This is a genomic window from Streptomyces sp. NPDC056479 (assembly GCF_042795335.1).
Lineage (GTDB): Bacteria > Actinomycetota > Actinomycetes > Streptomycetales > Streptomycetaceae > Streptomyces.
The window spans coordinates 422,493-435,076 of sequence record NZ_JBHTRZ010000008.1 but is presented as its reverse complement, the minus strand read 5'-3'; the positions used below and the strand labels follow the sequence as shown (position 1 = coordinate 435,076).

At 69.7% G+C, this 12,584-nt stretch carries 11 protein-coding genes; 10 read left to right on the top strand and 1 reads right to left on the bottom strand.

The features are described from left to right. The first annotated feature begins 227 nt into the window (after positions 1-227). The 6 genes from ftsZ to ACFQ6S_RS30970 all read left to right on the top strand — a co-directional run bounded on the left by ftsZ (position 228) and on the right by ACFQ6S_RS30970 (position 5,236). Complete coding sequence (ftsZ, locus tag ACFQ6S_RS30995; protein ID WP_383416958.1) at positions 228-1,424, top strand: cell division protein FtsZ; 1,197 nt, start codon at positions 228-230, stop codon at positions 1,422-1,424. Between the two features lie 10 nt (positions 1,425-1,434). Further along, positions 1,435-2,163, top strand: a complete 729-nt coding sequence (gene pgeF / locus ACFQ6S_RS30990; protein ID WP_383416956.1) for a peptidoglycan editing factor PgeF — start codon at positions 1,435-1,437, stop codon at positions 2,161-2,163. Positions 2,164-2,169: 6 nt separating this feature from the next. Further along, positions 2,170-2,889, top strand: coding sequence for a YggS family pyridoxal phosphate-dependent enzyme (locus tag ACFQ6S_RS30985; protein ID WP_383416953.1), 720 nt, complete (start codon positions 2,170-2,172; stop codon positions 2,887-2,889). Positions 2,890-3,014: 125 nt separating this feature from the next. Next, positions 3,015-3,656 carry a cell division protein SepF gene (locus ACFQ6S_RS30980; RefSeq protein ID WP_383416950.1) on the top strand — a complete coding sequence of 214 codons (642 nt, stop codon included), beginning with the start codon at positions 3,015-3,017 and terminating at the stop codon, positions 3,654-3,656. Between the two features lie 58 nt (positions 3,657-3,714). Continuing rightward, the gene (locus tag ACFQ6S_RS30975; RefSeq protein WP_383416947.1) at positions 3,715-4,002 is read left to right on the top strand and encodes a YggT family protein; all 288 of its coding nucleotides are present in this window, start codon (positions 3,715-3,717) and stop codon (positions 4,000-4,002) included. 55 nt (positions 4,003-4,057) lie between these two features. After that, entirely contained in the window at positions 4,058-5,236 is a 1,179-nt protein-coding gene (locus ACFQ6S_RS30970; RefSeq protein ID WP_383416944.1) for a DivIVA domain-containing protein, read from the top strand. A gap of 209 nt (positions 5,237-5,445) precedes the next feature. Here the strand turns inward: ACFQ6S_RS30970 and ileS are convergent, their stop codons facing one another. Further along, complete coding sequence (gene ileS, locus ACFQ6S_RS30965; RefSeq protein WP_383416941.1) at positions 5,446-8,583, bottom strand: isoleucine--tRNA ligase; 3,138 nt, start codon at positions 8,581-8,583, stop codon at positions 5,446-5,448. 618 nt (positions 8,584-9,201) lie between these two features. Here ileS and ACFQ6S_RS30960 point away from each other — a divergent pair. The 4 genes from ACFQ6S_RS30960 to ACFQ6S_RS30945 all read left to right on the top strand — a co-directional run bounded on the left by ACFQ6S_RS30960 (position 9,202) and on the right by ACFQ6S_RS30945 (position 12,507). After that, complete coding sequence (locus ACFQ6S_RS30960) at positions 9,202-10,344, top strand: TraR/DksA family transcriptional regulator (protein WP_383416938.1); 1,143 nt, start codon at positions 9,202-9,204, stop codon at positions 10,342-10,344. A 70-nt stretch (positions 10,345-10,414) separates the two neighbouring features. After that, complete coding sequence (lspA, locus tag ACFQ6S_RS30955) at positions 10,415-11,032, top strand: signal peptidase II (RefSeq protein ID WP_383416935.1); 618 nt, start codon at positions 10,415-10,417, stop codon at positions 11,030-11,032. A gap of 51 nt (positions 11,033-11,083) precedes the next feature. Beyond that, complete coding sequence (locus ACFQ6S_RS30950; protein WP_383416932.1) at positions 11,084-12,028, top strand: RluA family pseudouridine synthase; 945 nt, start codon at positions 11,084-11,086, stop codon at positions 12,026-12,028. After that, the gene (locus tag ACFQ6S_RS30945) at positions 12,025-12,507 is read left to right on the top strand and encodes a GNAT family N-acetyltransferase (RefSeq protein ID WP_383416930.1); all 483 of its coding nucleotides are present in this window, start codon (positions 12,025-12,027) and stop codon (positions 12,505-12,507) included. Before ACFQ6S_RS30950 ends, ACFQ6S_RS30945 begins: the two co-directional genes overlap by 4 nt. Positions 12,508-12,584: the final 77 nt, after the last annotated feature.

Genomic DNA, 12,584 nt, shown 5'->3' with positions numbered 1-12,584 from the left:
AAAAGAAAAACGGGAGGTTCGGCGTGTTCGTTGAACGTGCGCCACTTGTCGACTTAGTGTCCTGTTCAGAAGACTTCAAGGAACAGACACACTGGTAACCCTAAACTTCAGGGTTAGGGTTCGGGTCGGCGCTACGGACCGTCCCATTCGGCATCAGTCGCCGGTTCGCGAAGCACATCGCTCCCCGCGTTCCGACGACCCGTAACTCGAGGCGAGAGGCCTTCGACGTGGCAGCACCGCAGAACTACCTCGCAGTCATCAAAGTCATCGGTGTCGGCGGCGGTGGTGTCAATGCCATCAACCGGATGATCGAGGTCGGTCTCAAGGGTGTCGAGTTCATCGCCATCAACACTGACGCGCAGGCGCTGTTGATGAGCGACGCCGACGTCAAGCTCGACGTCGGCCGCGAACTCACCCGCGGACTCGGCGCCGGAGCCAACCCGGCCGTCGGCCGCAAGGCCGCCGAGGACCACCGCGAGGAGATCGAGGAGGTCCTCAAGGGGGCCGACATGGTCTTCGTGACGGCCGGTGAAGGCGGCGGCACCGGCACCGGCGGCGCGCCCGTCGTGGCCAACATCGCCCGCTCCCTGGGTGCCCTCACCATCGGTGTGGTCACGCGGCCGTTCACCTTCGAGGGACGGCGCCGCGCCAACCAGGCCGAGGACGGCATCGCCGAGCTCCGCGAAGAGGTCGACACCCTCATCGTCATCCCGAACGACCGGCTGCTGTCCATCTCGGACCGCCAGGTCTCGGTCCTCGACGCCTTCAAGTCGGCCGACCAGGTCCTCCTCTCGGGTGTCCAGGGCATCACCGACCTCATCACCACCCCTGGCCTCATCAACCTCGACTTCGCCGACGTCAAGTCGGTCATGTCCGAGGCCGGTTCGGCGCTGATGGGCATCGGCTCGGCCCGCGGCGACGACCGCGCGGTGGCCGCGGCCGAGATGGCGATCTCCTCGCCGCTGCTGGAAGCCTCCATCGACGGCGCCCGGGGCGTGCTGCTCTCCATCTCCGGTGGCTCGGACCTCGGTCTGTTCGAGATCAACGAGGCCGCCCAGCTGGTCAGCGAGGCCGCCCACCCCGAGGCCAACATCATCTTCGGCGCCGTCATCGACGACGCCCTCGGCGACGAGGTCCGGGTCACGGTGATCGCGGCCGGCTTCGACGGCGGCCAGCCGCCGGCCCGCCGGGACACCGTCCTCGGCTCCACCTCGTCCTCGGCCCGCCGCGAGGAGCCCACTCCGGTACGGCAGCCCGAGAGCCGCCCGTCCTTCGGCTCGCTCGGAAGCGTCACGCCGAAGGAGGAGCCGGAGCCCGCGCCCGAGCCGGTGGCCGACATCCCGGTCGCCCCGCCGGTCCCGCCGTCGCGGAGCTACGCCGACAGCGCGGCCGAGGAACTGGACGTCCCGGACTTCCTTAAGTGATCCTTCAGACGTGATAGGACAGCGCGACACCGTGAGCGGCGCGCACTTCGCTTTCACCGACCGGTGGGGCGGGGTGAGCGCCGCTCCGTATGAGGAGCTCAACCTCGGCGGTGCGGTCGGCGACGACCCCGAGACGGTACGGACCAACCGCGAGCTGGCCGCCAAGTCGCTCGGGCTCGCTCCGGGCGACGTCGTCTGGATGAACCAGGTGCATGGCGACGACGTCGTCGTGGTCGACGAACCGTGGCGGGATCGTCCGGTGCCCGAAGTCGACGCGATCGTCACGGCGCGGCGGGGTCTCGCCCTCGCCGTTCTCACGGCCGACTGTGTGCCGGTCCTGCTGGCCGACCCGGTCGCCGGGATCGCCGCGGCGGCCCACGCGGGACGGCCCGGCATGATCGCCGGGGTCGTCCCGGCCGCGCTACGCGCGATGACCGAACTCGGCGCCGACCCGGCCCGGATCGTCGCCCGCACCGGCCCGGCCGTCTGCGGCCGGTGCTACGAGGTGCCGGAGGCGATGCGCGCCGAGGTGGCCGCCGTGGAGCCGACGGCGTACGCCGAGACGAGTTGGGGCACGCCCGCGGTGGACGTGGTCGCCGGTGTGCACGCCCAACTCGCGCGCCTCGGAGTGCACGACCGGGCACAGTCCCCGGTGTGCACCCTGGAGTCGAGCGATCACTTCTCGTACCGCCGCGAGCGCACCACAGGGCGACTCGCGGGATATGTCTGGTTGGACTGAGAGAGCATGACGGACCGCAAGGGCGAAATCGCCGCAAACCTGGCGAGGGTGGAGGAACGAATCGCCGCCGCGTGCACCGCCGCCGGGCGCAAGCGCGAGGAGGTGACCCTCATCGTGGTCACCAAGACCTACCCGGCGAGCGATGTACGGATCCTGTCGGAGCTCGGTGTGCGCCACGTCGCCGAGAACCGCGACCAGGACGCGGCACCGAAGGCCGCCGTCTGCTCGGATCTGCCCCTCGTCTGGCACTTCGTCGGCCAGCTGCAGACCAACAAGGTGCGATCCGTGGTCGGTTACGCGGGTCTCGTGCAGTCCGTCGACCGTTCCAAGCTGGTGACGGCCCTGTCGAAGGAGGCCGTGCGGCAGGAGCGTGAGCTGGGCTGCCTCCTCCAGGTGGCCCTGGACGCGGGAGCGAGCGAGCGGGGCGAGAGGGGCGGCGTGGCGCCCGGAGGCATCGAAGAGTTGGCCGACGTCGTCGCGTCGGCTCCGGGGCTGCGGCTCGACGGGCTGATGACCGTCGCTCCGCTCGCCGGGGAGTACGCGGGGCGCCAACAGGCGGCGTTCGAGCGGTTGATGGATTTGTCGACGGACCTGCGCCGGGGCCATCCGGCTGCGAACATGGTGTCGGCAGGAATGAGTGCGGATCTCGAAGAGGCGGTGGCGGCGGGTGCGACACATGTGCGCGTCGGCACTGCGGTACTCGGAGTCCGCCCCAGCCTCCGGTAACGTCGCCAAGAAGTCGGACCACAGCAGAAAATATGGTCAATGTCGCCGAAAGGCGGGCGTAACGACCGTGTGGATCACAGGCACTTGGCAGTCGCCGATCCACCACAGAGCGGAGGACTCAGAGCATGGCCGGCGCGATGCGCAAGATGGCGGTCTACCTCGGCCTCGTGGAGGACGATGGGTACGACGGCCGGGGGTTCGACCCCGATGACGACTTCGAGCCCGAACTGGACCCGGAGCCCGAGCGGGACCACCGACGGCACGAGCCGTCGCATCAGTCACACAGTGCACATCAGTCCCAAAGGGACGAAGACGTGCGAATCGTTCAGCCGCCCGCGCAGCGCGAACCGCTGGCTCGTGCGACTTCGCTACCCGCGGAATCCGGCCGCCCGGCGCGTATTGCGCCCGTGGCGTCCATCACACAAGAACGCGCAAGCCTGGAGAAGAACGCACCGGTGATCATGCCCAAGGTCGTGTCTGAACGAGAGCCGTACCGGATCACCACACTTCACCCGCGGACCTACAACGAGGCCCGTACCATCGGGGAACACTTCCGTGAAGGCACCCCGGTGATCATGAATCTGACTGAGATGGATGACACAGACGCGAAGCGACTTGTCGACTTTGCGGCCGGTTTGGTGTTTGGTCTTCACGGCAGCATCGAGCGGGTGACCCAGAAGGTGTTCCTGTTGTCTCCTGCTAACGTCGATGTCACGGCGGAGGACAAGGCCCGCATCGCAGAGGGCGGGTTCTTCAACCAGAGCTGAGACGCACCACCGGAAGAACAGCACGGAACTGGGAACAGGGGAGAGGGAAGCACCAGTCATGAGCGTGGTCATGCAAGTTCTCTATATCGCGCTGATGGTGTTCCTCATCGTGCTCATCTTCCGGTTGGTCATGGACTACGTCTTCCAGTTCGCCCGCTCATGGCAACCCGGCAAGCCGATGGTGGTCGTTCTTGAGGCCACCTACACTGTCACTGATCCACCGTTGAAGCTTCTGCGGCGGTTCATCCCGCCGCTGCGTCTCGGGGGCGTGGCGCTCGACCTGTCCTTCTTCGTACTGATGATCATCGTCTACATCCTGATCACCGTTGTACGGAGCGCGATGTGAACGATGTGACAGATACGGTCTTGCCGACTGCCGACGACTACGTTGAGGTGAAGAGATGCCGTTGACCCCCGAGGACGTGCGGAACAAGCAGTTCACGACCGTCCGCCTCCGAGAAGGCTATGACGAGGACGAGGTCGATGCCTTCCTCGATGAGGTCGAAGCCGAACTGACGCGCCTGCTCCGCGAGAACGAGGACCTGCGCGCCAAGCTGGCCGCGGCCACGCGTGCTGCTGCCCAGAACCAGCAGAACATGCGCAAGCCTCCGGAGGGTCCCGGCGGTCCGCAGGACCAGCAGCAGGGCGGCATGCCCCAGCAGGGCGGCATGCCCCAGGGCGGAATGCCTCAGCAGGGCGGTATGCCCCAGCAGGGCATGCGCGGTCCCGGGGCTCCCGTACCCGCCGGCATATCGGGCCCGCCGCAGCAGCAGATGGGTGGCCCCATGGGTGGTCCGCCCCAGCTGCCGAGCGGTGCCCCGCAGCTGCCCGCCGGTCCCGGCGGTCAGGGTGGCCATCAGGGTCCCGGTCCGATGGGCCAGGGTCCGGGGCCGATGGGCCAGCCCCCCATGCAGCAGATGGGCGGCCCCATGGGCGGTCCTATGGGTGGCCCGATGGGCGGTCCCGGTCAGGGCGGCCCCGGCGGCGACAGCGCCGCGCGCGTTCTGTCGCTCGCGCAGCAGACCGCCGACCAGGCGATCGCCGAGGCCCGTTCCGAGGCCAACAAGATCGTCGGCGAAGCGCGTTCGCGTGCCGAGGGTCTTGAGCGTGATGCCCGTGCCAAGGCCGACGCCCTGGAGCGGGACGCGCAGGAGAAGCACCGCGTCGCGATGGGCTCCCTGGAGTCCGCCCGCGCCACGCTGGAGCGCAAGGTCGAGGACCTGCGTGGCTTCGAGCGCGAGTACCGCACGCGGCTGAAGTCCTACCTCGAGTCCCAGCTGCGCCAGCTGGAGACCCAGGCGGACGACTCGCTCGCCCCGCCGCGCAACCCGGCCGCCGCGTCTCTCCCGCCGTCCCCGGCGCCCTCCATGGCACCGGCCGGCGCGAGCGCCCCGTCCTACGGTGGCGGCCAGACGATGGGCGGCGCCCCGTCCCCGGCTGCTCCGTCCTACGGCGGTCAGCAGCAGATGTCCCCGGCGATGACCCAGCCGATGGCTCCGGTCCGGCCGCAGGGTCCGGGCCCCATGGGTCAGGCCCCGTCGCCGATGCGCGGGTTCCTCATCGACGAGGACGACAACTGACGGTTGGTAGTACGCCTCAGGCGTCGGCAGCGTTCAGGGCGGGGCCCCGGATTTCGATCCGGGGCCCCGCCCTTTTGCCACGCGTGTGCACGGCGTCTGCGGTGTTTGTTCGGCGTTGAGTGGGGTGTCCGACGTACACAACGCCGAAGGCCCGGGACCACCAAGATTCTTTGGTGGTCCCGGGCCTTCGGTCGTCCGGCTGAGGCTCGCTACTGCTTGCGCAGGCGGAACGTCAGGGTCAGGCCCTCGTCCGTGAACGGGGAGCCGTAGCTGTCGTCCGCCTCGCCCTGGGCGAAGTCCGTCGCCAGGACCTCGTCGGCGATGAGCTCGGCGTGCTCGGTGAGCGCCGCGATCGTCGCCGGGTCCGTCGCCGTCCAGCGCAGGGCGATCCGGTCGGCCACGTCCAGGCCGCTGTTCTTGCGGGCCTCCTGGATCAGGCGGATCGCGTCACGGGCGAGGCCCGCCCGGCGGAGCTCCTCCGTGATCTCCAGGTCGAGGGCGACCGTCGCGCCGGCGTCCGACGCCACGGACCAGCCCTCGCGCGGGGTCTCGGTGATGATCACCTCGTCCGGAGCGAGGGTGACCGTCTCACCGTCGACCTCCACCGACGCCGTGCCCTCGCGCAGGGCCAGGGACAGCGCGGCCGCGTCCGCGTTCGCCACAGCCTTCGCCACGTCCTGGACGCGCTTGCCGAACCGCTTGCCCAGGGCACGGAAGTTGGCCTTGGCGGTGGTGTCCACCAGGCTGCCGCCGACCTCGGAGAGCGACGCGAGCGAACTCACGTTCAGCTCCTCCGTGATCTGTGCGTGCAGCTCACGGTCGAGGGCGCCGAAGCCCGTCGCCGCGATGAGCGCCCGGGACAGCGGCTGGCGGGTCTTCACGCCCGACTCCGCGCGGGTGGCGCGGCCCAGCTCGACCAGCCGGCGGACCAGGACCATCTGCTTGGACAGCTCCGGGTCGATCGCCGTCAGGTCGGCCTCCGGCCAGGAGGAGAGGTGAACCGACTCCGGGGCGCCGGGGGTCACGGGGACGATCAGGTCCTGCCACACCCGCTCGGTGATGAACGGGGTCAGCGGGGCCATCAGCTTCGTGACCGTCTCGACGACCTCGTGCAGCGTGCGCAGCGCCGCCTTGTCGCCCTGCCAGAAGCGGCGACGCGAGCGGCGTACGTACCAGTTCGAAAGATCGTCGACGAACGCCGAGAGGAGCTTGCCGGCGCGCTGGGTGTCGTACGCGTCCAGGGACTGGGTCATCTGGTCGACCAGCGCGTGCAGTTCGGACAGCAGCCAGCGGTCCAGGACCGGACGGTCGGCCGGGGCCGGGTCGGCCGCGGACGGCGCCCAGTTCGACGTGCGGGCGTACAGGGCCTGGAAGGCGACCGTGTTCCAGTACGTCAGGAGCGTCTTGCGGACGACCTCCTGGATGGTGCCGTGGCCCACGCGGCGTGCCGCCCACGGGGAGCCGCCGGCCGCCATGAACCAGCGCACCGCGTCAGCGCCGTGCTGATCCATCAGCGGGATCGGCTGCAGGATGTTGCCCAGGTGCTTGGACATCTTGCGGCCGTCCTCGGCGAGGATGTGGCCTAGGCAGACGACGTTCTCGTAAGAGGACTTGTCGAAGACCAGAGTGCCGATCGCCATCAGCGTGTAGAACCAGCCGCGGGTCTGGTCGATGGCCTCGCAGATGAACTGCGCCGGGTAGCGGGCCTCGAACAGCTCCTTGTTCTTGTACGGGTAGCCCCACTGCGCGAACGGCATGGAACCCGAGTCGTACCAGGCGTCGATGACCTCCGGCACGCGCGTGGCCGTCTTGGCGCACTGCGGGCAGGCGAAGGTGACGTCGTCGATGAACGGGCGGTGCGGGTCGAGGCCGGACTGGTCGGTGCCGGTCAGCTCGGTGAGCTCCGCGCGGGAGCCGACGACCGTGAGGTGGTCGTCCTCGCAGCGCCAGATCGGCAGCGGGGTGCCCCAGTAGCGGTTGCGGGACAGCGCCCAGTCGATGTTGTTGTTGAGCCAGTCGCCGTAGCGGCCGTTCTTGACCGTCTCCGGGAACCAGTTGGTGTCCTCGTTCTCCTGGAGGAGGCGGTCCTTGATGGCGGTGGTGCGGATGTACCAGGACGGCTGCGCGTAGTAGAGCAGCGCGGTGTGGCAGCGCCAGCAGTGCGGGTAGCTGTGCTCGTACGGGATGTGCTTGAAGAGGAGGCCGCGCTGCTGGAGGTCCTCGGTGAGCTTTTCGTCCGCCTTCTTGAAGAAGACGCCGCCGACCAGCGGGACGTCCTCCTCGAAGGTGCCGTCCGGGCGGACCGGGTTCACCACCGGCAGGCCGTACGCGCGGCAGACCTTGAGGTCGTCCTCACCGAAGGCGGGGGACTGGTGGACCAGACCCGTACCGTCCTCGGTCGTGACGTACTCGGCGTTGACCACGTAGTGGGCCTCGGCCGGGAACTCGACCAGCTCGAAGGGTCGTTGGTACGTCCAGCGCTCCATCTCGGCGCCCGTGAAGGACTGGCCGGTGGTCTCCCAGCCCTCGCCGAGCGCCTTGGCGACGAGCGGTTCGGCGACGACGAACTTCTCCTCGCCGTTCGTGGCGACGACGTAAGTGACCTCGGGGTGCGCGGCCACGGCCGTGTTGGAGACGAGCGTCCAGGGCGTGGTCGTCCACACCAGGAGCGCGGCCTCGCCGGCGAGCGGACCGGAGGTGAGCGGGAAGCGGACGAACACCGAGGGGTCGACGACCGTCTCGTAGCCCTGCGCCAGCTCGTGGTCGGACAGGCCGGTGCCGCAGCGCGGGCACCAGGGGGCGACGCGGTGGTCCTGGACCAGCAGGCCCTTGTTGAAGATCTCCTTCAGCGACCACCAGACGGACTCGATGTACTCGGGCTCCATCGTGACGTAGGCGTCGTCGAGGTCGACCCAGTAGCCCATGCGCGTCGTCAGGTCGGAGAAGGCGTCCGTGTGGCGCAGCACGGAGTCGCGGCACTTGGCGTTGAACTCGGCGATGCCGTACGCCTCGATGTCCTTCTTGCCGGAGAAGCCGAGCTCCTTCTCGACCGCCAGCTCCACCGGCAGACCGTGGCAGTCCCAGCCGGCCTTGCGGGCCACGTGGTAGCCGCGCATGGTGCGGAAGCGGGGGAAGACGTCCTTGAAGACGCGGGCCTCGATGTGGTGGGCGCCGGGCATGCCGTTGGCGGTGGGCGGGCCCTCGTAGAACACCCATTCGGGGCGGCCCTCGGACTGCTCCAGGCTCTTGGCGAAGATCTTCTGCTCGCGCCAGAAGTCGAGCACCGCGTGCTCGAGTGCGGGCAGGTCGACCTGGGCGGGCACCTGGCGGTACGTCGGCGTTGTCATCAGCGAGCTTCCTCCGGCGGACTTGCTGCCTTCCGTCCGGAGGGACGAGAGCCGAGTCATTCCCTACGCCGGTTTCGGCGCGCTCCCGCGGTACCACCCTCCTTGGCCCTCCGACGCGGGGTGTGCGTCGGCGAGCCCCCTCATTGGGGTCGCGATACCGGCTCTACTTGCCTGGAGCCTGTGGGCGGGGCCCACGGTCCAAGGCGTTCTTCCGGCGGCTCCGGGGTGATCTTCACGTCGCGCTCGCCCCCGGGCTTCCACCGTCCCCGGGTCGCTCTGGGCTGCGTACGTCGCTACTCGTCCCCATCCACGCTTTTCGCTCCGCCCAGTGTACGGCTCCCCACGGACAGCGGCCGACCGGATTTCCGGGGCCGTGCGGGCGGGGCGGGGCTTCGGGCTGCGGTGACCCGAATGGTGCGGTACGCCTGTTCGGATTCTGGGACGTCCGGCTCGGCGGCATACCCGGCGGGGAGCTGGGCACAACGCATGCAGGTCTGTCGCGCGACATGCGCGAGGCGGGCGAATCGGGCGGTGTGCCCCGTTGCCGCGGGACTCAAGTCGATTTATCGTCCCAGCACGATTCGCGAGCAAGATCACAATATGTGAAGGGGCCGCGGCATGGTGGCGAAGAAGACCGCCGTACAGCAGTCGGCGTCGAGCAGATCCACACATGCGCGTGCGGATGCCTCCGGCGGGGCGGCCAAGGATGCGGGTGCGAAGAAGGGCGCGCAGGGGGGTACGGAAGGGGCGCGGGACGGGAAGCCGGTGAAGACGGTCCAGCGGGCTGTCGTGGGCGGGACGGCCGGGAAGGGGGCCGCGAAGCCCTCCGGGAAGGCGGCTGGGAAGAAAGCGGTCGCTGCCGAGGCGGAGGCCGGCAAGGGGGCAGGGAGGAAGAAGGCCGCCGGATCGAAGAGCGCTTCCGGGGAAGCCCCTGCCGGGAAGGGCGGTGCCGAGAAGGCCGCCAAGAAGGCGACTGTGGCCAAGGGCGCTGCCAAGGACAAGGCGGCCGAGCCGGACAAGGAGAGCGTCGCCAAGAAGACGGCCGGCAAGAGGGCCTCCGGTGAAGAGGGCGCCGGCGCCTCCAAGCCGAGCGCAGCCAAGCAGAGCGCCTCCAAGCCGAGCGCGGCCAAGAAGAGCGTGGCCAAGAAGAGCGCCTCGAAGAAGAGCGCGGCCAGGAAGAGCGTGGGCGGGCACCAGGCGGCCGGGTCCGGTGCGGTCGCCGAGAGCAGGGTCAAGAAGGTGGGCGCGGCGCAGGCCGCGGAGCAGACAGGAGCCACGACCGTGGTTGCGAAGAAGACCCCTGGCACGGCCACGGCGGCGAAGACCGCTGTTCCCAAGGCACGCCTCGCCGCGGCGGTGGAGCCCGGCGAGCTCGCGGTGCGCCCCGGTGAGGACCCCTGGACCCCGGAGGAGGTCGAGGAGGCACGCGCCGAGCTGATGGCCGAGGTGATGCGGCTCCGCGAAGAGATCACGTCCTCCGAGCAGTCCCTGGTCGGCCTGATGCGGGATTCCGGGGACGGCGCGGGCGACGACCAGGCCGACACCGGCGCCAAGAACATCACGCGCGAGCACGAGCTGGCGCTCGCCGCCAATGCGCAGGAGATGCTCACCCAGACCGAGCGGGCCCTGGAGCGGCTGGACGCGGGCACCTACGGACTGTGCGAGAACTGCGGCAACCCGATCGGCAAGGCCCGGATGCAGGCCTTCCCGCGCGCGACCCTGTGCGTGGAGTGCAAGCAGAAGCAGGAGCGGCGGTACTGACCGGTACCCGTGTGCCGCGGGACGTGTCGTACTCTCGTCCTCAGTCAGGTACCTAGGTTGAGGGACTCACGTGGCAGAGGCGGAGCGCATCATCGGTACGCCGGATACCCCAGAGCCGGCGGGAGCCGAGCCGGAGCAGTCCGACGCGGGCGCGAAGGCCGACGGTGACGCCGCGCAGGCCGCTCCGGACGAGCGGCCCCGTGGCAAGCGCCGGATCGCAGTGCTGTTCTGGGTCGCCGTGTTCGCGTACGCCCTCGACCTGGTCAGCAAGATGATCGTGGTCGCCAAGCTGGAGCACCACCCGCCGATCGAGATCATCGGGGACTGGCTCCAGTTCGAGGCGATCCGCAACGCGGGCGCGGCCTTCGGCTTCGGCGAGGCCTTCACCGTGATCTTCACGGTGATCGCGGCGGCCGTGATCGTGGTGATCGCCCGGCTCGCCCGCAAGCTGTACAGCCTGCCCTGGGCCATCGCGCTCGGCCTGCTGCTGGGCGGCGCGCTCGGCAATCTCACCGACCGGATCTTCCGTTCGCCGGGTGTCTTCGAGGGCGCTGTCGTGGACTTCATCGCGCCCAAGCACTTCGCCGTGTTCAACCTCGCCGACTCGGCGATCGTGTGCGGCGGCATCCTGATCGTGCTGCTGTCGTTCCGGGGGCTGGACCCCGACGGCACCGTGCACAAGGACTGAGCGCACAGGCTGGCGTACGGCGTTGTCGGACCCGTCCGGCATACTCGTCGGGTGAGTACGATTCCCGAGATCCGCACCCTGCCCGTGCCCGACGGCCTGGAGGGCGAGCGCGTCGACGCCGCCATTTCCCGGATGTTCGGCTTCTCCCGTACGAAGGCCGCGGAGCTTGCCGCTGCGGGGAAGGTCACGGTCGACGGCTCGGTGGTCGGCAAGTCCGAGCGGGTGCACGGCGGGGCCTGGCTGGAGGTCGAGATGCCGGGCGCGCCCGCGCCGGTGCAGATCGTCGCCGAGCCGGTCGAGGGCATGGAGATCGTGCATGACGACGATGACGTGGTCGTGATCGTCAAGCCGGTCGGCGTCGCGGCCCACCCGAGCCCCGGCTGGTCCGGGCCGACGGTCATCGGCGGGCTGGCAGCTGCCGGGTACCGGATCTCGACGTCCGGGGCCGCCGAGCGCCAGGGCATCGTGCACCGGCTCGACGTGGGCACCTCCGGGCTGATGGCCGTCGCCAAGTCCGAGCGCGCGTACACCTCGCTCAAGCGCCAGTTCAAGGAGCGCACGGTCGACAAGCGGTACCACACGCTCGTCCAGGGCCACCCCGACCCGACCAGCGGCACCATCGACGCACCGATCGGCCGCCACCCCAACCACGACTACAAGTGGGCTGTCACGGCCGACGGCAAGCCGTCGATCACGCACTACGACCTCATCGAGGCCTTCCGCGCGGCCTCCCTGCTCGACGTGAAGCTGGAGACGGGCCGCACCCACCAGATCCGCGTCCACATGGCAGCCCACCGCCACCCCTGCGTCGGCGACCTGACCTACGGCGCCGACCCCACGCTCGCCAAGCGGCTCCGGCTGACCCGCCAGTGGCTGCACGCCGTGCGGCTCGGCTTCGAGCACCCGGGGGACGGGACATGGGTCGAGTTCGAGAGCGACTACCCGGCCGATCTCCAGAAGGCCCTGGACCAGGTCCGCGAGGAGACGTGGGCATGACCTCCGCGCCGAAGGTCCCGTCGTACGCCGTGCGGGTCGCCGAGGACCCGACCGACCGTGAGGCGTGCTTCGCCGTGCGCAAGGAGGTCTTCGTCGTCGAGCAGGGCGTCCCGCAGGAGATCGAGTACGACGCCCATGACGCCGATGCCGTGCATGTGCTGGCGGTCCGGGAGGACGGGCTGCCGCTCGGGACCGGACGGCTGCTGTACGGCGAGGCCGCCGCGGCCAAGGTCAACGGCGACCCGTCGGTCGGCTCGCTGGGCCGGCTCGCGGTGAACCAGGCCGCCCGTGGGCTCGGCGTCGGGGCGGCCCTGGTGCGGGCGATCGAGGAGGCGGCGCACGCGCGCGGCCTGAGGGCCGTGGATCTGCACGCGCAGACGCATGCGCTGGGGTTCTACGAGCGCCTGGGGTACGTGGCGTACGGGCCGGAGTTCCCCGACGCGGGGATGCCGCACCGGGCGATGCGGCGCGCTCTGTAGCCGAGGGGCCCGTACCCGTTGGTGAGAAGGGCGGCGTGGCAGGCTTGAGGCCTGCCTTGTGGATGCCGATGTCACCG

Bases quoted from the DNA above. Each gene is read 5' to 3' on its own strand.
- ileS (WP_383416941.1), bottom strand. From the start codon at position 8,583: ATGACAACGCCGACGTACCGCCAGGTGCCCGCCCAGGTCGACCTGCCC.
- ACFQ6S_RS30975 (WP_383416947.1), top strand. From the start codon at position 3,715: ATGAGCGTGGTCATGCAAGTTCTCTATATCGCGCTGATGGTGTTCCTC.
- ACFQ6S_RS30960 (WP_383416938.1), top strand. From the start codon at position 9,202: ATGGTGGCGAAGAAGACCGCCGTACAGCAGTCGGCGTCGAGCAGATCC.
- ACFQ6S_RS30985 (WP_383416953.1), top strand. From the start codon at position 2,170: ATGACGGACCGCAAGGGCGAAATCGCCGCAAACCTGGCGAGGGTGGAG.
- ACFQ6S_RS30970 (WP_383416944.1), top strand. From the start codon at position 4,058: ATGCCGTTGACCCCCGAGGACGTGCGGAACAAGCAGTTCACGACCGTC.
- ACFQ6S_RS30945 (WP_383416930.1), top strand. From the start codon at position 12,025: ATGACCTCCGCGCCGAAGGTCCCGTCGTACGCCGTGCGGGTCGCCGAG.
- ACFQ6S_RS30980 (WP_383416950.1), top strand. From the start codon at position 3,015: ATGGCCGGCGCGATGCGCAAGATGGCGGTCTACCTCGGCCTCGTGGAG.